Consider the following 18044-nt stretch of genomic DNA (forward strand, 5'->3'; position numbering starts at 1 on the left):
AATACTGTGCGGATGGACGGTCGCTGTTCTGCCGTCCGCGGGATTGTCGCAATACGCAATGGCGGACGTTGACAGCCTTTGCTCCGACGCAGACCCTCCGGGTGGCCGTGGTGGAACACCACGGGACCGCCTCGGCCTTGGTGAAGAGCCGGTCCACCCACTCGGCCTGCCCCCCGTGGTGTCCCACCACGGCCACCCAGTGCCATCTGTCAATCTCTCCGCGTCCTAAACCCCCCGCCGTTTGCGACAATCCCCCGTCCGCCGTGGTCTGGAGCGAGGGATGTCCTCCTCGTCACTCGGAATCTGGCAAACCGATCGACTCGTCCGCATGGTGGAGGTTGGCGCGCCGTGCGCTGGGGCCTCTGCCCTGAGTTACGACGACGACTCGGCAAGCGTCCGTGGAAGCCGTAGCCCGGAGTATTGCGATGGCGAAGAAGGCCCACCAGGTGAAGGCGGCGACCTCGTTCCATCTCGGCGACCGCGTGCGCATCAAGGATCTGCCCGGCCAGATCGGCCGCATCACCGAGCTCCGCGGCCCCCTCGGCCCGGGTGGAGCCCCGGTCTATCGGGTCAAGGTCGTCAGGAAACCGCGAGCCTCCTACATCGAGCTCCTGGGCGACCAGCTCGAGCTCGAATCCCTGCCCCGGACCGGGATCGCTCCCGTCCTCGGCCAGGTCGTCCCCGTCAGGCAATCCGAAGACGTCACGCCTCCCAAGGTGCACAAGGGCCGTTGATCGGCCTCGCGACGCTTGCGGTGAGATGCTCCGTCGTCGTGAATTCCTCGGAATTGCCCGGATGCCCCGGGAATCGAGGGACATCGAAGCTGGCCCGGGGAATCGAGGTGCAGCATCGTCGACGATGGGGCGGAAAACGCAGGCGGGCCGCGGCAATCGGCCGGACGAAGCTTGCGCGGATCGTCGGGCCGTCCTCAGGATTTCGTGCCGAATTCGAACGGGTTGAGGAGCGGCACGCCGAGCGCGGCAAGGTCCGCGACGTTGCGGGTCACGACGACCAGGCCGTTGGTCTTTGCGATCATGGCGTCTTCGTAGAGGGTGTCGGATTTCCAGTGCAGAAATCGGGCCCAGCAGCGAAACGCCGGGCTGTCGAGTGGCAGGAGGTCATAGGATTTCGGCTCCTGTTCTTGTCCTGATTCCCTGGTTGTCGCATAATCCTTCAACTTTCTTGAAGGATTTTACGATGCCCCGCTCGACCCGGGAAGCGGCGAGGTCTCTTCGGACGACTGCCCAGGAGCAGGGCGGATACTTCACCGCGAAGCAGGCCAGGCGCTCGGGATATGACTATCCTCACCTCGACTACCACCTCGCGACGGAGGCGTTCGAGCGGGTGGGGCACGGGCTGTACCGGCTCGCGGACATGGCCCGGCCGGAGAATGAGGATTTGATTCGGCTCTCGCTCTGGAGCCGGAACCGTGCGGACGAACCGCAAGCGGTCGTCTCGCACGAGTCGGCCCTGGTTCTTCACGACCTGACGGAGTTGCTCCCGAATCAGGTCCACCTCACGGTACCCCCGGGTTTCCGCAAGGAGTCCCCGCCGGGCTGCGTCCTGCATCGGTCAGCGCTCTCGGAAGGAGACGTCGAGGAGCGGATCGGCTTCCGGACCACGACGCCTCTCCGAAGCCTCCTCGATGTTGCCGCCGGGACGACGAGCCAGGAGCAGCTTGAGAAGGCGGTCCAGGATGCGCTGGATCGAGGCATCGTCCGAAGGAGCAAGCTCGCCGCGGCGATCGGCCGGACCCCTGGGCTGTAAGCGCATAGCGAACCACACCCCTCGCCCAATCCGGCAAGTCGCTCTGGCCGCTCGGTAACGTTCTCTACGCCGCCCGCTACGGAAGGCCGTTTACCGCCGGCCCCAAGACGGCGAGAATCCCGGAGGGGGTCCGGAAGCTTCGAGCCCGCCGGCCCCCACCCTCCCGGAAAGGAGCGTAACCGATGGCGGCCCCGGAGGGACAGGACCCCGGCGACGCCGGTCTCGTCTTCGCCGCGTGCAACAACCACGACCCGCGGTGTGGCCCACCGCCTCGCCTGCGCAACACCGACAACCCCGGGCTCTACCACGGATACTTCGAGAACCGCCACGGCGAGCAGTTCGTCTTCACGTGCGACAGGGCGGCGGGGACCGGCACCGTCTCGGGCGGCGACCTCGGCTGGGCCGAGCCAAGGACGTTCACCCGCGGCCTGCTCGACGAGGCCTTGCGCAGCACCCGGGACCTCGCCGCGCAGGTCCAGGGGGACGACGCGAGGTCACGGCCGCCGGTGATCGACCACGCCCTGGCGCCGGGACGACTCACCGGCCTGACCGGCAAGGACGAGATCATCTGGCTGCGGGCGTGCCTGGAGGCCTGTGCCGACATCTCGGAACCATCCGGGGACCGTCGTCCGAGCTGATCACGGCTCACAACGCGGTCACGGCGAACCCCAGATCCTGGCACCGCCGCACGAAGTTGTCGGGGCGGGAGCGGCTCTTGATCAGCAGGTAGCCGGGCGGGGCGCCCGGCTCGAGGTAACCCTTGAGCTGCGGGTGCTCGCGGATCGCGGCCAGGACCTCGGCGCTCTCGGGCTTGACCAGCGCACTGCACCAGCGGATGCCCACCGTGCCGCCTACCTTCGACTTCGTGCCCAGCAGGTCCGCGACGGGTGAGGGGAGAGGCTCCAGATCGCGCAGCGCCTCACGCAACTCCTCACCCGGGGCGCTGCCCGCGGGCGACACGGCCAGCCGCTTGTGGTCGAGCCGGAACTCGTAGACCTGGTCGATCCGCTTGATCGTGGCGTGGCGGAACAGGGGCACCAGCGTGCCCCGGCTCAGCCCCGCTCCCGCGAAGACGGACAGGTCGGGCTGCGCCTTGAGCACCGTCGCCAGCTCCGGCGCGGGGAGTGGTGGTCCGAGACCGAGCATCGACAGGCCAGTCGGGCTGGGGAACCACCAGCCGGTCTCTTCGTGCTCGGCGTAATAGGCCCACTCGGCGGTGTAGAGGGCCGCGACCAGCGCCTTCCGGCCCCGGGCATCGAGCTTCTTCTGCCATCCCGCGACATCGATGCTGTCCATCCCCAGACTGAGCCCGTGAGCCGCCCGCACCAGGTCGTCCCGGGGCAGCCGCGTGAAGTCGTGCAGCACCTGGCCTACCTCGGACTCGACCAGGGCCAGTCCACGGAAGCACGTGAAGAACAGCGACAGCAGCCCGATCAGGCCCCAGTCCTCCAGGCCCCTGGAGTAGGAAAACGGGTGCCCGGTCTGGGACCCGACGAGCCGCCTGACAGCCTGACGCGCGATCGCCGGTAGCTTCGCGTCGTCGTGGCCCCAGAATGCGTCGAGGCCCCGCCCCGCCTCGTAGCGGTTCTGGAGGTCGAACCGGAGCACGTCCGCCGCGACGAGGAACGTCCCGACCCGCTCGGTGAGGTACTGGTTGAAGTTCGCCTCCTTGGCGATGCGATTCACGTCGGTCATGTTCGGCGTGCCGTCTTGCCTGGCCTGGACGCGCCCGGACAGGAGGGTGCACGCCACGGCGCGGTACCAGTAGCTGCCGTACGGCGACCGGTGTTCCTTCCGTTCGCCGTCCCAGGCGTCCGCGACCGTCGTGGTCGTCTGGCGCTCGACGAACTGCCGGAGCGATTCGGGGAGGCGCGGCTTTCCCATCGGCGGTGCTCCGACTCACATGAACGACGGGAACAATTCCGGGACCGACACCATCAAGAGGCCGGGCCGTCACGGCGAGATGTTCCAGATCTCGACCAGCCGCCAGCCTCGCGCCGTCCGGGCGACCACGCCGCCGATGTCCCAGCCGACCTTGCAGGCACGGGCGATCGCCGCGGGGACGGGGATCGGGCCGATCTCCGAATCACCGCCGAGCAGCGACTCCAGCCAGATCTGCTTCGGCTCGACCCGCTGGATGACGAAATGCCCCTCGATCTCCTTGCCGGATCGGGCCGGCCCCGTCGCCTCGATCCAGTCGTTGAGCGCGTCCAGCAGCTTCTGGCTGGCCGGCAGGTCGCGGGCCGCCTCGCGGACGCGCCCCCGGGCCGCCTCGTCGACCTCGGTGTAGCCCCGCGCGGCCAGCCACCGGGTGAGCTTGTTGACGACCGTCCCGGCGGCCTTCATCGTCTCGTTGCCGGCGATCACCTTGTGGGGCATGAAGTAGCCGAGGAACTCCGAGAACCCGGAGGCGATGTCGGCGGCGCCGTACGTGCCGCAGTAGGTCCCCCCGGCCCGGGTGACCGCGTCGCAGTCCTCGCGGGAGTGGCCGGGCCAGTAGCGCTCGAGGTATCCCCGGTAGAGGTCGATGATCCCCTCGTACCTGGCGTACGTCTTCGAGCTGAGCCGGGCCTCCTGGGCGGCGAGGAACTCCGCGAAGATGTCGTCGATGGTCCTGTCCGGCCTGGGGGTGCTCATCGTGTCATCGGCTCCAGGTGGCGCGTGGGCCGGGCGCATTGTACCGGATCCGGCACCGCGCCGGGCGCTTCAAGGGCAGTCGAAGCGATTGGCCCCAAGTGCCTGAGAAATCTGGGCAACACCCGATTTAACGCGGTTCAGCACACCTATGAAGTGTCCTGTTCAAAGCACGAATTCCCGCGGCCTGTCCTCTCGCCGCCGACGATACGCGTCGGCCACGATCTCGTCGAGAAGTTCGGCATCCTTCTGCATGGCGTCGATGGAGTCCAGCACCGGGGCCGGTATCCCGGCGACGCCAGGTGATGTCGCCGCCCCCACCTGCCGCTTGAGCTCGAGGAGTAGCAACCGGGCGCCCTCGGCCATGGCCTCGTCCATCGTGGCGAAATGACCGCTATGAACGGCCGCTTCCAGGGAGGACGCCAGGTCTTCGGGTAAGTGTATGGTCTGCTCGCCTTCCTCCTGATCCGACACTCCGGGCATTCTATCCTGGTCGGGACTCGGCGTCATGATGGGAGGATTCGTGAGGGGTTGAACCCGGCGACCTACGCGTCGTCGCGCTTGCGCGTCAGCGGGACGAGGATGAGCAGCGTGATCCCGGTCACGCCGGCCCCGATGACGACATGGGCGTACGGCCGAAAGGTGTCGCGCGTGAGCTCGAGTCCGGTCGAGACCGTCCGCTCCCACGCTTCGCGGCGCTCGATTGCCTGCGCGGCTTCCCGTTCCGCCGACCGGCGGGCTGCGGCGGACGTGCCTCAGGTGCTGCCCGGCTTGCCGCCGATCGGCCCGCGAAGCATCGCCAGGACCAGCCCCGCGAGGACCATCACCGTCCGCAGCCCGCTCGACTGTTCGCGCACGTGTCCCGCCCTCGAGCTCCCTGGTCTGTCCCTGTCAAACCATAGCTCGGGCTTCGGAATCGCCGTCTCGCGTTGCCGGCGTGCAACGGCACGGTCTTGCAGGAATGGGAATCGGGCTGGGGCGATTGACGATGGGCCCCAGAGTGTCGTGGGGTGGCCGTGGTGGAACGCTACGGCCACCCGGCGTCAAACCATCCCCCTACCTTCACCCCCCCCTTCCCACTCCACTCCCCCGCCCCATCCCATCCTCAGGTCGAGCCGCCCGCGAGCTTCGCCGCCTCGGCATCGATCATGTCGGGTTCGGCGATCCTCGCGATCAGTTGATCGGTGCTGGTCGGGTCGACGACGCGGCAGCTCTCGGTCAGCTTCGCGGCCAGCTCGTGGAGCTCGGCCCGCCAGGCGAGGGCGGCGGGGTCGGCGCCGGCCTCAGCCTCGCCATCGACGTCGAGGGCGCAGGCCCGTTCGAACTCGCCGCAGAGCATGATCATCCGCTGGACGTGGCGGAAGACGATCCCTTCCTGCTTGGTCAGGTCGAGGGTCGTCACGAACTTGTTGAAGTTGCCGCCGAATTCGACCAGCTCGCCGACGCACCAGAGCGGGTGCGAGTGGACGTCGGTGACGTCGGGGTAGACGTGGTCGAAGTAGGACCGGAGCTTTTCCGCAAAGGTTGGCGGCCGTTCCTTCCAGTCGTCCTCGTCGTCCTCCTCCTCGTCGGCTTCGACCTTCGCGGCCATGAGCCCGCGCTGGATCAGCTCGGCGTCGAGCTTCGACGCGGCCAGGGCGCCCGACTCCAGCAGCTTGAGCGGGACGCGAAGACGCTTGCGGACCGGTCCGGGCATCTCCAGGGTGCTCTCCATCGCCTGGATCCGCTCGTCGGCGTCGGCCCCGGCCAGGATCTCGGTCAGGAAGGCGCCGTAGAGGGGATGGATGCTCCGGAACGCCAGCAGCTTGCCCAGCGCGGGCGTCGGCGTGGCCAGGGTCGGCGAGTAGACGTAAGGTGTCGGGGGCTGGCCCGGCTCCGGCGGCGCGGGCGCCGGAGGCTCGGGGCTCAGGGTCACGAACCCGCCGGCGTGCAGGGCCAGCAGCATCCGGTCGAGCGCCTTCTCGCCCGCGGCGATCCGCGGGTCGTCCATCAGCCGCTTGCGGACCGCGGCGCGGATGCCCTCGACTTCCGGCGAGACCTCGAGCAGATAGGCGAGCAGCCGCCAGGGGAGCGGCCCCTTGCTGTAGAGCTTGCCGGGCGGGGCGGCCTTGAGCTGGTTGAAGTGCCCCTCGACCCAGTATTGCTCGGTCTCGCGGCGCTTCGGCTTCTTCTTCTTGAGGGCCTTCTTCGCCTTCATCAGGCCCGGGTCGCGGGTGTCCTCGGGGATGGCGTCGTACTTCGCCTTCCACCTCAGCAGGTCGACGTCGTCGGGGTGGGCGATCGCGTAGACGAAGCCCCGGTCGTCGAACTGCGGCCGGCCGGCCCGGCCGAAGATCTGGTGGGCGATGCTGGAGCCGATCAGCTTCTTGGCGCCGAAGGGGCCCTTCACCAGCGACGAGAGCACCACCGACCGCGCCGGCAGGTTGATGCCGGCCGCCAGGGTCTCGGTGCAGACGACGACGGGGAGGAGCTTGCGCTGGAAGAGGTCCTCGACGGCCAGGCGATATTTGGGCAGGAGCCCGGCGTGGTGGACGCCGACCCCCCGGTGGAGCAATCGCTTGAGCTTGGGGCCGGCCCCCTGGCTGAAGTCGATCGCGTTGACCCGGTCGTGGAGCTCCTTCTTCTGGTCGTCGGACAGGTTGAGGTCCTTGCCCATGACGTTCTCGGCGACGCTCCAGCACTCCTCGCGGTCGAAGCAGAAGACAAGGGCGGGCGTCCGGGGGCCATCCTCGTCGCCGGCCGCCATCACGACGAGCTGCTCGTTGAGGAACTTGTCGGGCACCCATTCGTAGGTCAGCGGCACCCGCCGTTCCGTCCCCTCGACGATCGCGATCCTGCGGTCGTGGTGCCGCGCCAGCCAGCCGACGAACTCGGCCGAGTTGCCGACCGTCGCCGAGAGCAGGAGCAGGCGGACGTGCTTCGGCAGCATGCCGAGCGACAGCTCCCAGACGATCCCGCGCTCGATCTCGGCGAAGTTGTGGAACTCGTCCATGACGCAGGCGGTCACGCCGGAGAAGTCGAACCGGTTGAGCAGCCGGTTCAGGAGGATCTCGGCCACGACGATCAGCACCGGGGCGTCGGGGTTGACCTTGCGGCTGCCGGTGACCAGCCCGATGTCCTCGCGGCGGAAGCCCCACTCGACGGCGCGGTCCTGCATCTCCTGGAATTTCTGCTCGGTGAGCGCGATCAGGGGCGTCGTGTAATAGGCGGATTTCCCCGTGTGGAGCGCCTCGAAGAGCGCCGCCTCGGCGATCAGGGTCTTGCCCGTCCCCGTCGGCGCGCAGACGAGGACCCCCTGCTCGGACTCGAACCAGGCCGCCAGCGCGGCGTCCTGGACGGGATAGGGCTCATAGGGCAACTGGTCCACATACCGCACGTACAACTCGTCGCGCGTCGGGATCTCCAACGGCATCGTCTGCATTCTCTCTCCCGAGCAGGTGGACGGGGGCTCCATCGAGATTCTCGCCTGCAGCAGGCTTCCGCCTGAACTACCGATTGACCAGGAGAACCGCACCAGACGCCGAGCCCCGGGGCGGCCTCCATCGCGAGGCCCCCTCCAGTGTGACCGTCGTCGCGATTTCCCGAAAGGCGGTCGCCCCCTTACGGAAACCGTTACCGCCAGTTGACCAGGATGAGGGGATAGCCGATCTGCTGGATTCGCTGGTGATGGGCGGTGTTGCCGGTGACCAGCTCGAGGCCATGCGTGATCGCGGTGGCGGCGATCATCGTGTCCGCCATCTCAATCGGCCGGCCCAGCCGATGCAGCTCTCCGGCGATGTGTCCGGCCAGTTCCGCCTCCCGCTGGTCGAACGGGATCACTTCCACATGCGGTAGGGTGGCTAAAAAGGCATTCAGGCGGGGCTGTGAGTGGATCTGCTGGAAACCGCGCACGATTTCCAGGACGGTGATGACGGAAAACGTGTAGTGGCCAAAGGCACGACGATAGGTCCTGGCATTTCCCGCGATGGCCGGGTCTTTCCCCTTGCCGATCTCCGACAGGGTATCCGTGTCCAGAATCGCCTTATTCAAGGTCAAGTTCCCGCCACGATGGCCGACTCCGCCGCCGGTACGCGTCGGCCACGATCTCGTCGATCTCGTCGGCACAATCCCGCCAGAGGCCCATGATCGGGTCAGGTCCGAGATCGTGCTCCCCGGCCGGCGGCTGCGGAGATGTGGGCTGTCTGCGGTCCCATTCCAGCCAGGCGGCGGTCACCGCCTCGTCCACCGATCGGAACCGCCCACTTCGCACGGCGGCGAGGATCGAGTTCTCGATCTCGGGAGGGATGTTGATTGTCATAACGTTTGTCTCCCAATCGCGTTCAAGGCTATCATAACCGTCGCCACGGCACCGTCCCAAATCGCCGTGGCGGATCCTGGTATTCTCTGCATGCACGCAAAGCCTCCGGGTGGCCGTGGTGGAACACCACGGGACCGCCGTGGCCGGGCTGCAAAGACCGTCCGGCGCAACGGCTTGCCTCACCGTGGTGTCGCTGTGCGTCCGCCACAACCCCCCCACCGCAGCTCTGTGCCAACTGTCAAGCGCTCCAGGCCCCCTGTCCCAGCACCTTGGGACGATGTCGGCGCGGACGATCGGGCCGCTCCGTAGACTCGGGGCCTTCGGCCGGAAAAATGGAACGGTCTTCGCGCGCCGTCACACTATGTACGACACGACACCACGGAGGGCCGGCAAGCGATGCGGCGACGAGTTGGGACCGCCCCGAAGCAACTGGCGACACTCTTCCATGGCGGCGTGATTGCCGAGCTGAACGACGGGCAGTTGCTGGATCGATTCGCGACCCGGTGTCGGGAGGAGGCCGAGCCGGCGTTCGCCATCCTGGTCGAGCGTCATGAGGCGATGGTGCTTCGGGTCTGCCGACGGATCCTGTCCGACCCCGACGACGCCCAGGACGCCGCCCAGGCCACGTTCCTGGTCCTTGCCCTCAAGGCCGGCTCGATCCGCCACCGGAGCTCGATCGGCGGTTGGCTCCACGGCGTCGCCGACCGGGTTGCCCGTTGTAGCAAGGCGTCCGTCGCCCGCAGGCGTCGGCACGAGTCCGCCTACGCCTTGATGGCCGGCCCCCCCTGGGTGGAAGAGGCGGGCGACGACGAGGCCGCGGGCATCCTCCATGAGGAGCTCGGGCGGCTCCCCGGGCGGCACCGCCTGGCCGTCATGCTCTGCGACCTCGAAGGGCTCACGCACGAGGAGGCGGCAAGCCTCCAGGGCTGCCCGGTGGGCACGATCAAGAGCCGATTGGCCCGGGGCCGCCGGCGCCTGGCGGAACGCCTGAGACGACGAGGGATCGCCCTCGGGGCCGGGCTGGTTCGGCCCGCGGCGGGATGGGTCGGCAGGCCCTGGAACTTCATCGAGTCCACGACCGCCGTCGCGATGCGAGCCGCGTCGGCGGGGCCGGCGTCCGGGGCGATACCCGCGGCCGTCGCTTCGCTCGCGTCGGGAGCAATCCGGATGATGCGAGTCGAATTGTTGAAGCGAGGAGTCCAGTCCCTGATCCTGGGGACCGCCCTGGCGGCATCGGCCGTGGCCGTGGCGAGGATGCAGCCGGCGGCTCCATCGCAGTCCACCGCGGCCGGCGGGACGGCACCGGCGAGGGGAGCCGGACCGGAGGGGCCGCTGCCCCCGCCCGGGCCGCGGGCCTTCCATTACGAGATCGCCTTCATCGACTCCCCGGGGCTCTTGCTCCATCGGCTGGGACTCAGGCCGGACGTCGGCGGGGAGCCGCCCGTCCGCTACGTCTTCCTCTCGGACGTCGAGGTCGACGTCCTGAACCGGCAGCTCGAGAATGCGCCCGCGGCGGTCGTCGCGCACGTCCCGAAGGTCTCGGGTGACGACAAGGTTCGCACCCTGATTCGCATTCCCGACGATTTTCACAAGCCCGCAGCCCTGAACCAATCGCCCGATCTCGGCAAGCCGGATGCGGCAGCCGGTGCGGAAGCGATAGGAAGAGCGGCCGAAGGGGGAGCGAATCGCGGTTGCGAGCTTCGCCTGACCAGCCAGCTATCGGCCGACGCGAGGTATCGAACCCTGAACGTCGCGATCCGCAACCTTCACGTCGTGGCGATGCATAAGGCAGAGGTCCCGGAGCTGGGACCGAGGCCCCAGGGCGGTGAGGAGGTGCCGGAGCTGGTCCGGACGGATGTGGATCAGAAAATCACCCTGCCCGCGGCGTCCGGGGCCGTGCTCATCAACCTCGGGATCATGCGCACCGTGGACGCCGCCGGGGCGTCCTCGATCGCGGAACGGCTCGTCATGATCCGCGTGCGGCCGGATCCGGCGCCCGGGACGCCAGCGATCCGGAAGGGGTAAGGCCCACGCGGGGTCACGCACACGCGGTGTCGGGCCCGGCTCCCGGCTTTCCGTTACCATGGAAAGCCGGGAGCCGGGCCACTCCAAGATCCTGAGTTGCAGCACGGGCAGGAATGCCTGGCCCCCGGGAGCAAGGTCAGGCCAGGCGAGGCGGAGATTTCGGAGGACAGGCCTCCTTGCCTGTCCCGAGGCCAACCCGAAAATTGGGCTGTGACGAAGCACCGGTGCCTGTCACCGCCTGGATTCGCCCTCCGGGAAATCAAGCCGTGACGGGGCCCGGGACGTTTTCAAGTCGCATCGAGTTCGACGCTGTCCCGTTTTCGGCTTCATGGACGATTCGAGTTTCCCGTCCGGTCGGGCCGCGGACCGCGATTTCTCATTCGTCCTTCGTGCGCCTTTGCGAAGAGGATTCGGCCTGAAGTGTCTCGCGCCCGGACGTCTCATCGAGGGAAGTCGGATGACGAGCCGGGACAGGTCGGCCCTGCGCCCCACCGGAACGGAATAGCCCATGCAGACCATGACCACGGAACTCGAGCAGTTGATCGGCAAGGTGATCGGCGACCTGGGCGGGACGGCCAACGCGGCACTCGTCATCGTCGGCGACCGGCTCGGGCTCTATCGGGCCCTCGCCGAGGTCGGCCCCGCCAGCTCGCACGACCTGGCCCGGAAGACCGGGACTCACGAGCGCTACATCCGCGAGTGGCTGGCCGCCCAGGCGGCTTCGGGCTACGTCACCTATGACCCGGCCACCAGGCGGTTCAGCATGTCTCGCGAGCAGGCCATGCTCTTCGCCGACGAGGACAGCCCCGTCTACATGGCCGGCGGCTTCTTCGCCGCGGCGGCGGCCGTCAACGACGAACGACGCCTGGCAGAGGCGTTTCGGACGGGGCGTGGGATCGCCTGGAGTGAGCACCACGATTGCCTCTTCTGCGGCACGGAGAAGTTCTTCCGCCCGTCCTATGCCGGCAACCTCGTCCAATCGTGGATCCCGGCGCTGACGGACGTGCAGGCGAGGCTCCGGTCCGGGGGGACCGTGGCCGACCTCGGCTGCGGGCACGGCTGCTCCACCGTCCTGATGGCGAGGGCTTACCCGGCCTCCACGTTCGTCGGGTTCGACAGCCACGCGCCGTCGATCGAGCGCGCCCGCGCGATGGCGGCCGGGCAAGGTATCCCCAACGTACGCTTCGAAGTCGCGACGGCGCAGGCCTTCACGCGCCTCGACGAGGACGGCTACGACCTGGTCGCGATCTTCGACGCCCTGCACGACATGGGCGACCCGCGCGGCGTGGCCCGTCGGGTGCGAGAGATGCTGAAACCGGACGGGACCTGGATGATCGTCGAGCCGGCCGCGGGCGACCGGCTGGAAGAGAACCTCAATCCGGTGGGCCGGGTGTTCTACGCCATGTCCACGTCCGTCTGCGTCCCCTCGGCCCTGAGCCAGGATGGCGGCGAATCGCTGGGGGCCCAGGCCGGCCCCGCCGCGTTGGAGGACGTGGTCACCCGCGGCGGCTTCTCCCGCTTCCGGATCGCCACCAGGACCCCGTTCAACCTCGTGATCGAGGCCCGGCGATAACCGGTCGATCGGCGGAGGGACCGAAGGGGTCGCTCGATCCCTCAGAAAATCACTGTACGTACGTTGACATTCTGCCGATCAAGGGTTCCAATCCCCCAATCCGGGTCGGCTCCGTCAATCGACCTGTTCTCGGGACGTTCCTGCGGAGGGCCTCGAATGCCCAAGGTCGTGGTTCGCGCCTTTGGCTGTTCCCTGGATGGCTTCGGAGCCGGCCTTCAGCAAAGCCGGTCCGAACCGTTCGGCAAGAACGCCTTCCAGATCATGAATTGGTTCAAGTCCACCCAGACCTTCAAGTCTATGGTCGGCGGCGAGGGTGGCAGCACGGGGCTGGATGATCGCTACGCGGCCAGGGCCTTCGAGGGCATCGGCGCCTCCATCATGGGCCGCAACATGTTCAGCCCCCTTCGCGGCCCCTGGGCCGACGAGGACTGGAAGGGATGGTGGGGTGACAACCCCCCCTTCAAGCACCCGGTCTTCGTGCTGACGCACCATCCCCGGCCCACCCTGGAGTTCGAGAACGGCACCTCCTTCCACTTCGTCGCCGGCTCGCCGGAACAGGTCCTGGAGCGGGCCCGGGCCGCGGCCGGTGGCAAGGACGTCAAGGTCAACGGCGGCACCGCCACGGTCCGTGCCTTCTGGAAGGCCCGGCTCCTCGACGAGCTGCACCTGGTCCTGGCGCCGGTCTTCGTGGGGGAAGGCGAGCGGCTCCTGGGCGGCCTGGGGGTGAAGGAGGACTACGAGGTGACCGGCTTCGAGGCGTCCGAGGCGGCCGTGCATTACCGAATCGCCAGGAAACACCGGGAGTCTCCCGGCCGTATCGAGACCCCGGATCTGGAAGGGAGTTGAGGCCATGAAAGCACTGGACGCGATCCGGACCGTCCTGAGGTTCAGCGACATGGGCATGACGTACCTGGGCGAGATGAGCGACGCCCCGCTCCTGCGCCCCGGGCCGTGGGGCGGAAACCACGCGATGTGGATCGCCGGGCACCTGACGGTGGTCGAGGGCCGCCTGCACCAGATGCTGGACGGGACGCCCAACCCGGTCCACCACTGGAAGCCGCTCTTCGACTGGGGCAGCGAGCCCACCGACGACCCCGCGGACTACCCGCCGTTCGGCGAGGTCATGGAGAAATTCAAGGAGCTGCGGGCCCGGACCCACGCGTTCCTCGACGAGTTCGGCGAGGAGGGCCTGGATCGGCCGACCAGGTGCCAGCCGCCGGGCTTCCGCGGGTTCGAGACGGCGGGCCAGGCGATCCTCATCATCGCCGGCCATGCGTGCGGCCATCTCGGCGGCCTGAACGTCGTCCGGGCCGCCGCCGGCAAGCCGCGATTGTTCAGGCCGTCGGAGGAGCTGCGGGCCTTCTGACGAGGTGACGGGGCCACCTCGACCCGATCGAACAGGAACGGCCGGGTTGGCGTCCCTCCGCGGGACTCCCCACACGCCCGGCCAGGGAGGGCCGCGTCCATGACCGCGAACGACTTCCGGGAGCTGGCCCTCGGCTTCGACGGCGCCGAGGAAGGCGCCCACATGGGGGCCGCCGACTTCCGCGTCGGCGGCCGCATCTTCGCGACGCTCGCCCATGAGCCGCTCGGGCTCGGGAACCTGATGCTCTCTCCCGAGCTTCAGGGATCGCTCCTCGCCGAGGCCCCCGAGGTCTTCCTCCCCGTCCCCGGCGGCTGGGGAAGACACGGCGCGACGCACATCCGACTGGCCGAAGCGACCCCCGAGCAGTTGCTCAAAGGACTGAAGCTTGCCTGGACGCTGCGAGTCGAGAAGAACGAGAAGTCGAAGAAGCCCTCAGGCCAGCGCAAGAAGCGATGATCACGATCCGAGCAGGCAATCCCCCGTTCGGCTCCCACCGATGCCTTCCTGGTGTCGCCGCCAGACGAGGCGGAGGCGGATGGCCCCCCCGGCTATTCGGGCGGGGTGCGCCGCCTGATCATGGGCCGCTCGGCGGCCACCCGACGAAGTGTCGAATCGCGCTCATTCGACGTACAGGAACTCGTTCGCGTTCAGGAGCGCGAGGCAGTAATGCCGGAACGTGCCGCCGCCCGCGAAGAAGGATCGGGCGGCCTGTCGTTCGTCGGCGTCGGGCTTGCGGGACAGGGTGATCCGGTAGGCGAGCTCGACCTGGGCGTCGCGGTCCGGGGCGGCCGTCGCGGCGATCCGGGCGGCGAGGGCGTGCGCGGCGTCGTTCGCGAGTCGGCTGTTGAGGAGGGTCAGGGCTTGCGGGGCGATCGTCGTGGCCGGCCGCCGCGGGCAGCTCGCGTTCGTGTCGGGGCGGTCGAAGGCCTCGAAGAAGGGGTAGCGCAGGTTCCGCCGGACGAAGACGTAGAGGCTGCGCCGATCGCGGTCGAGGCGTCGGTCGGAGACGGGCCAGACCGCGCCCTTGTTGCTGAGCTTCTTCAGCTCGTCGGGGAGCTCCGGGAAGATCGGCGGGCCGCCGAGCGCGGGATTCAGCCTGCCGGAGACGGCGAGGAGCGAATCGCGGAGCGCCTCGCCGTCGAGCCGGCGGCGGCCGTGCCGCCACAGCAGCGCGTCGTCGGGATCGGCGGCGAGGGCGGCGGCCGAGGCCCGCGACGATTGGCGATAGGTCGCGCTGGTCACCATCAGGCGGTGCATCGCCTTGAGGCTCCAGCCGCGGGCCGCCAGCTCGCAGGCCAGCCAGTCGAGCAGCTCGGGGTGGCTCGGCTCCTCGCCCATCGTGCCGAAGTCGCTGGGCGTCGCCACCAGGCCCCGGCCGAAGTGGTGCTGCCAGAGGCGATTGACCAGCACCCGCCCGGTCAGGGGGTGGTCGGCCCTCGCCAGCCAGTCGGCCAGCGCCTTGCGGCGTCCGGTCGAACGCGGCATCGGCCGGATGGCCGGGGGCGCCTCGCCCGCCGACCGGAGCGCCTCCGGGAACCCGGGCTGCACCTCGTCGCCCTTGGCCGAGAGCTCGCCGCGGCGGAGGAAGAAGGTCGGGGGCGCGTCCGGGCCCGCCTCGTCCAGCCCCCGCGCTTTCGGCAAGGGGGGCGGGGGCGCGGCCATCAGGCGGCTCAGCTCCGCGAGCAAGGCGCGACGAGACTCGATCCGGGCGGGCCCGAGGGCGGCCGCCAGGGCCTCGGGCTTGATCCGGCCGTCCTTCGCCGCGGCCTCGTAGGCCAGCCGCACCTCGGCGGGGCTCCGCTCGGCCTCCGGTTTGTGGACCGCGGCGGCGACCTCGTCGGTCAGGCCCGGGGGATCGCCCGGGGCCAGGGCCGCACGCACGGGCGCCTCGAGCCGGAGGATCGCGGCCTGGGCGTCGGCCGTCGCTTTCTCCCAGGCCCTCACCCGCGCCTCGTGGCCGGCGCGGTCCGAGGGCGAGGCGATCGGGTAGTCGTCGCGGAATCGGGCCGGGCTGAAGAAGGCCTGCAGCCGGTAGAAGTCCGCCTGCGAGATCGGGTCGAACTTGTGGTCGTGGCAGCGGGCGCAGCCGATCGTCAGGCCGAGGAAGACGAGGCCCGTCGTCTCGGTGATGTCGTTCAGGGCGTTCTGCCGCCGCAGGCCCTGGTCGTTCAGGTCGACCATGTCGGGATAGCAGCGGTTGAACCCCGTGGCGATGAACGCGCCCGGGTCGTCCGGGGCGACCTCGTCGCCGGCGGTCTGCAGCCGGAGGAACCGGTCGTACGGCATGTCGCGGTTGAGCGCGTCCACGACCCAGTCGCGATACCGCCAGGCGTCGGGCCGGGCCTGGTCGAACTCGAAGCCGTCGGTGTCGGCGTAGCGGGCCAGGTCGAGCCAGTGCTGCGCCCATCGCTCGCCGTATTGCGGGCTGGCGAGCAGCCGGTCGACGAGCCGCTCGTAGGCGTCGGGGGCGGGGTCGTTGAGGAACCGATCCTGCAGCTCGAGCGACGGCGGCAGCCCGGTCAGGTCGAAGCTCAGGCGACGCACGAGGGCGGCCCGGTCGGCCTCCGGCGCGGGCTCCAGGCCGGCCTCCTCCAGCTTCTTGAGGACGAAGGCGTCGATCGGATTGCGCACCCGGGCCGTCGACCGGACCACGGGGACGGGCGGGCGCCTCGGCGGCGTGAAGGCCCAATGCCCGGGGTCGCCGGCGAGGGCCTCGCCGCCGAGGAGCGCGATCAGGCCCAGCAGGAGCCCGGGGAATGGCCCCCGGCCCGGCCTCATCGTGGGTTCCACGGCAACGCCCAAGGCTCCCGTCCTTTCACGCCAGGATGGAACGGACGACCTTCCCCGCCGTGTCGGTCAGCCGCTCGTCGCGGCCGTTGTGGGGGAACGTGAGGCGGGTGTGGTCCAGGCCCATCAGGTGGAGGATCGTCGCGTGCAGGTCGTGGACGTGGACGCGGTCGACCGCCGCGCGCAGCCCCACCTCGTCGGTCGCGCCGTGGACGACCCCGCCCTTGACGCCCCCGCCGGCCAGCCAGCAGGTGAAGCCGTGCGGGTTGTGGTCGCGCCCCTTGCCCCCCTCGGACATCGGCATCCGCCCGAACTCGCCGCCCCAGACGACCAGGGTACTGTCGAGCAGCCCGCGCCGCTTCAGGTCGACGAGGAGGCCGGCGACCGGCCGGTCGGTCCGGGCGCACATCGCGGCGTGGTTCGCCTCGACGTCGTCGTGCGCGTCCCAGCCGTTGACGTCGCCCGAGTAGAGCTGGACGAATCGGACGCCGCGCTCGACCAGCCGCCGCGCCAGCAGGCAGCGCGTCCCGAACTCGGCCGTGCGGCGGTCGTCCAGGCCGTAAAGCGCCCTGGTCTCCGCCGACTCGTCGGCGAGCTCTACCGCCTCGGGGGCCGCGCTCTGCATCCGACAGGCCAGCTCGTACGACCGCGCCCGGGCGTCCAGCTCGCCGTCCTCGCCGTGCCGCTCGCGGTGCCTCGCGTTGAGCCGGCCGATCAGGTCGAGCATCCCCCGCTGCTCCTGCGGGGTCGTGTCCTCGGGCGGTCGCAGGTCGAGGATCGGCGAGGCCCCGCCGCGCATGACGGTCCCCTGGTAGCTCGCCGGCAGGAACCCCGCGCCGTAGGCCGGCGGGCCGCCCTTGATGCCGCCGGAGGGGTCGGGCAGGACCACGAAGGCGGGCAGGTCCTGATTCTCGGTCCCCAGGCCGTAGCTCACCCAGCTCCCGAGGCTCGGCTTCCCCATGAGCACCGAGCCGGTGTTCATCTGGTAGACGGCCTGGGGGTGGTTGACGCTGTCGGCCCAGCAGGAACGGATCACGGCGAGGTCGTCGGCGCACCCGCGGAGGTGGGGGAGGAAGTCGGAGATCTCGATGCCGCTCCGGCCGCACTTCCGGAACGTCCGCTTCGTGGCCAGGAGCGGGTTCTGGGCGACCTTCCGACGCGTGGCGACGTGCCCGAAGCTCGCGGGGAGCGGCTGGCCGCCGAGCCGCTGCAGGTCGGGCTTGGGGTCGAACGTCTCCAGGTGGCTCGGGCCGCCGTGCATGAACAGGTAGATGACCCGCCGGGCCTTCGCCGGGAAGTGCGGCTCCGTCGCGGCGTCGGCCGGCCCCGGCCCCGAGACGATGCCGGCCCGGGCCTTCTCCTGCTCCATGAGCCAGGCCAACGCCAGCGCGCCGAAGCCCCCGCCCGCCTCCTCAAGGAACGCGCGGCGCGACGTCGCGTGCGGGAAATGCGGCCCCCTGGGTTGCATCGGCCCCCCTTTCGGCCGGAGGTTCCGGCCGCGATGGAATGCAGCCAGGACGGACGCGGCCTCGCGGGCACACCGTCCGGAATGGGATCCGACCCGGGGCACCCGACGGAGTAGGATACCACGCACC

16 protein-coding genes are annotated in these 18044 nt (G+C 69.5%); 8 read left to right on the top strand and 8 right to left on the bottom strand.

Features of this window, described 5'->3' with window-relative positions:
* Positions 1-425 precede the first annotated feature (425 nt).
* From G6O54_RS34225 to G6O54_RS34240, 3 genes are all read left to right on the top strand, one after another.
* Complete coding sequence (locus G6O54_RS34225) at positions 426-734, top strand: hypothetical protein (RefSeq protein WP_165234525.1); 309 nt, start codon at positions 426-428, stop codon at positions 732-734.
* Positions 735-1197: 463 nt separating this feature from the next.
* Positions 1198-1767 carry a type IV toxin-antitoxin system AbiEi family antitoxin domain-containing protein gene (locus tag G6O54_RS34235; protein ID WP_165234528.1) on the top strand — a complete coding sequence of 190 codons (570 nt, stop codon included), beginning with the start codon at positions 1198-1200 and terminating at the stop codon, positions 1765-1767.
* A gap of 182 nt (positions 1768-1949) precedes the next feature.
* Entirely contained in the window at positions 1950-2405 is a 456-nt protein-coding gene (locus tag G6O54_RS34240) for a hypothetical protein (protein WP_165234531.1), read from the top strand.
* Between the two features lie 7 nt (positions 2406-2412).
* On the opposite strand, the gene G6O54_RS34245 is transcribed toward G6O54_RS34240, so the two are convergent.
* From G6O54_RS34245 to G6O54_RS34270, 6 genes are all read right to left on the bottom strand, one after another.
* Positions 2413-3651 carry a hypothetical protein gene (locus G6O54_RS34245; RefSeq protein ID WP_165234534.1) on the bottom strand — a complete coding sequence of 413 codons (1239 nt, stop codon included), beginning with the start codon at positions 3649-3651 and terminating at the stop codon, positions 2413-2415.
* Positions 3652-3720: 69 nt separating this feature from the next.
* Positions 3721-4404: a hypothetical protein gene (locus G6O54_RS34250; RefSeq protein ID WP_165234537.1), complete on the bottom strand. Its 684-nt coding sequence runs from the start codon at positions 4402-4404 to the stop codon at positions 3721-3723.
* Positions 4405-4566: 162 nt separating this feature from the next.
* Positions 4567-4875 carry a ribbon-helix-helix domain-containing protein gene (locus G6O54_RS34255; protein WP_250847224.1) on the bottom strand — a complete coding sequence of 103 codons (309 nt, stop codon included), beginning with the start codon at positions 4873-4875 and terminating at the stop codon, positions 4567-4569.
* Positions 4876-5506: 631 nt separating this feature from the next.
* Positions 5507-7813, bottom strand: coding sequence for a DEAD/DEAH box helicase (locus G6O54_RS34260; RefSeq protein WP_165234567.1), 2307 nt, complete (start codon positions 7811-7813; stop codon positions 5507-5509).
* A gap of 200 nt (positions 7814-8013) precedes the next feature.
* Positions 8014-8430: a PIN domain-containing protein gene (locus G6O54_RS34265; protein WP_165234540.1), complete on the bottom strand. Its 417-nt coding sequence runs from the start codon at positions 8428-8430 to the stop codon at positions 8014-8016.
* Complete coding sequence (locus G6O54_RS34270) at positions 8423-8698, bottom strand: hypothetical protein (RefSeq protein ID WP_165234543.1); 276 nt, start codon at positions 8696-8698, stop codon at positions 8423-8425. The genes G6O54_RS34265 and G6O54_RS34270 overlap by 8 nt, the downstream gene beginning before the upstream one ends.
* 396 nt (positions 8699-9094) lie before the next feature.
* Between G6O54_RS34270 and G6O54_RS34275 the strand changes: the two genes are divergently transcribed.
* The 5 genes from G6O54_RS34275 to G6O54_RS34295 all read left to right on the top strand — a co-directional run bounded on the left by G6O54_RS34275 (position 9095) and on the right by G6O54_RS34295 (position 14118).
* A complete protein-coding gene (locus tag G6O54_RS34275; protein ID WP_165234546.1) occupies positions 9095-10723 on the top strand; it encodes an RNA polymerase sigma factor in 1629 nt (542 codons plus the stop codon).
* 508 nt (positions 10724-11231) lie between these two features.
* On the top strand, positions 11232-12296 hold the full coding sequence (locus G6O54_RS34280) for a class I SAM-dependent methyltransferase (protein WP_165234549.1): 1065 nt from the start codon (positions 11232-11234) through the stop codon (positions 12294-12296).
* Between the two features lie 156 nt (positions 12297-12452).
* Positions 12453-13142 carry a dihydrofolate reductase family protein gene (locus G6O54_RS34285; RefSeq protein WP_165234552.1) on the top strand — a complete coding sequence of 230 codons (690 nt, stop codon included), beginning with the start codon at positions 12453-12455 and terminating at the stop codon, positions 13140-13142.
* A gap of 4 nt (positions 13143-13146) precedes the next feature.
* Positions 13147-13662: a DinB family protein gene (locus G6O54_RS34290; protein ID WP_165234555.1), complete on the top strand. Its 516-nt coding sequence runs from the start codon at positions 13147-13149 to the stop codon at positions 13660-13662.
* Between the two features lie 99 nt (positions 13663-13761).
* On the top strand, positions 13762-14118 hold the full coding sequence (locus G6O54_RS34295; protein ID WP_165234558.1) for an MmcQ/YjbR family DNA-binding protein: 357 nt from the start codon (positions 13762-13764) through the stop codon (positions 14116-14118).
* A gap of 162 nt (positions 14119-14280) precedes the next feature.
* Here the strand turns inward: G6O54_RS34295 and G6O54_RS34300 are convergent, their stop codons facing one another.
* Both G6O54_RS34300 and G6O54_RS34305 read right to left on the bottom strand, forming a co-directional pair.
* The gene (locus tag G6O54_RS34300; RefSeq protein WP_250847226.1) at positions 14281-16452 is read right to left on the bottom strand and encodes a DUF1549 and DUF1553 domain-containing protein; all 2172 of its coding nucleotides are present in this window, start codon (positions 16450-16452) and stop codon (positions 14281-14283) included.
* A 25-nt stretch (positions 16453-16477) separates the two neighbouring features.
* Positions 16478-17917, bottom strand: a complete 1440-nt coding sequence (locus G6O54_RS34305; RefSeq protein WP_165234561.1) for a DUF1501 domain-containing protein — start codon at positions 17915-17917, stop codon at positions 16478-16480.
* Positions 17918-18044: the final 127 nt, after the last annotated feature.

Origin of the sequence: Aquisphaera insulae (assembly GCF_011064615.1) — a bacterium.
Taxonomy (GTDB): Bacteria; Planctomycetota; Planctomycetia; order Isosphaerales; family Isosphaeraceae; genus Aquisphaera; species Aquisphaera insulae.

Bases quoted from the DNA above. Each gene is read 5' to 3' on its own strand.
- G6O54_RS34305 (WP_165234561.1), bottom strand. From the start codon at position 17,917: ATGCAACCCAGGGGGCCGCATTTCCCGCACGCGACGTCGCGCCGCGCG.
- G6O54_RS34295 (WP_165234558.1), top strand. From the start codon at position 13,762: ATGACCGCGAACGACTTCCGGGAGCTGGCCCTCGGCTTCGACGGCGCC.
- G6O54_RS34270 (WP_165234543.1), bottom strand. From the start codon at position 8,698: ATGACAATCAACATCCCTCCCGAGATCGAGAACTCGATCCTCGCCGCC.
- G6O54_RS34240 (WP_165234531.1), top strand. From the start codon at position 1,950: ATGGCGGCCCCGGAGGGACAGGACCCCGGCGACGCCGGTCTCGTCTTC.
- G6O54_RS34235 (WP_165234528.1), top strand. From the start codon at position 1,198: ATGCCCCGCTCGACCCGGGAAGCGGCGAGGTCTCTTCGGACGACTGCC.
- G6O54_RS34285 (WP_165234552.1), top strand. From the start codon at position 12,453: ATGCCCAAGGTCGTGGTTCGCGCCTTTGGCTGTTCCCTGGATGGCTTC.
- G6O54_RS34245 (WP_165234534.1), bottom strand. From the start codon at position 3,651: ATGGGAAAGCCGCGCCTCCCCGAATCGCTCCGGCAGTTCGTCGAGCGC.
- G6O54_RS34250 (WP_165234537.1), bottom strand. From the start codon at position 4,404: ATGAGCACCCCCAGGCCGGACAGGACCATCGACGACATCTTCGCGGAG.
- G6O54_RS34290 (WP_165234555.1), top strand. From the start codon at position 13,147: ATGAAAGCACTGGACGCGATCCGGACCGTCCTGAGGTTCAGCGACATG.
- G6O54_RS34280 (WP_165234549.1), top strand. From the start codon at position 11,232: ATGCAGACCATGACCACGGAACTCGAGCAGTTGATCGGCAAGGTGATC.
- G6O54_RS34275 (WP_165234546.1), top strand. From the start codon at position 9,095: ATGCGGCGACGAGTTGGGACCGCCCCGAAGCAACTGGCGACACTCTTC.
- G6O54_RS34225 (WP_165234525.1), top strand. From the start codon at position 426: ATGGCGAAGAAGGCCCACCAGGTGAAGGCGGCGACCTCGTTCCATCTC.
- G6O54_RS34260 (WP_165234567.1), bottom strand. From the start codon at position 7,813: ATGCCGTTGGAGATCCCGACGCGCGACGAGTTGTACGTGCGGTATGTG.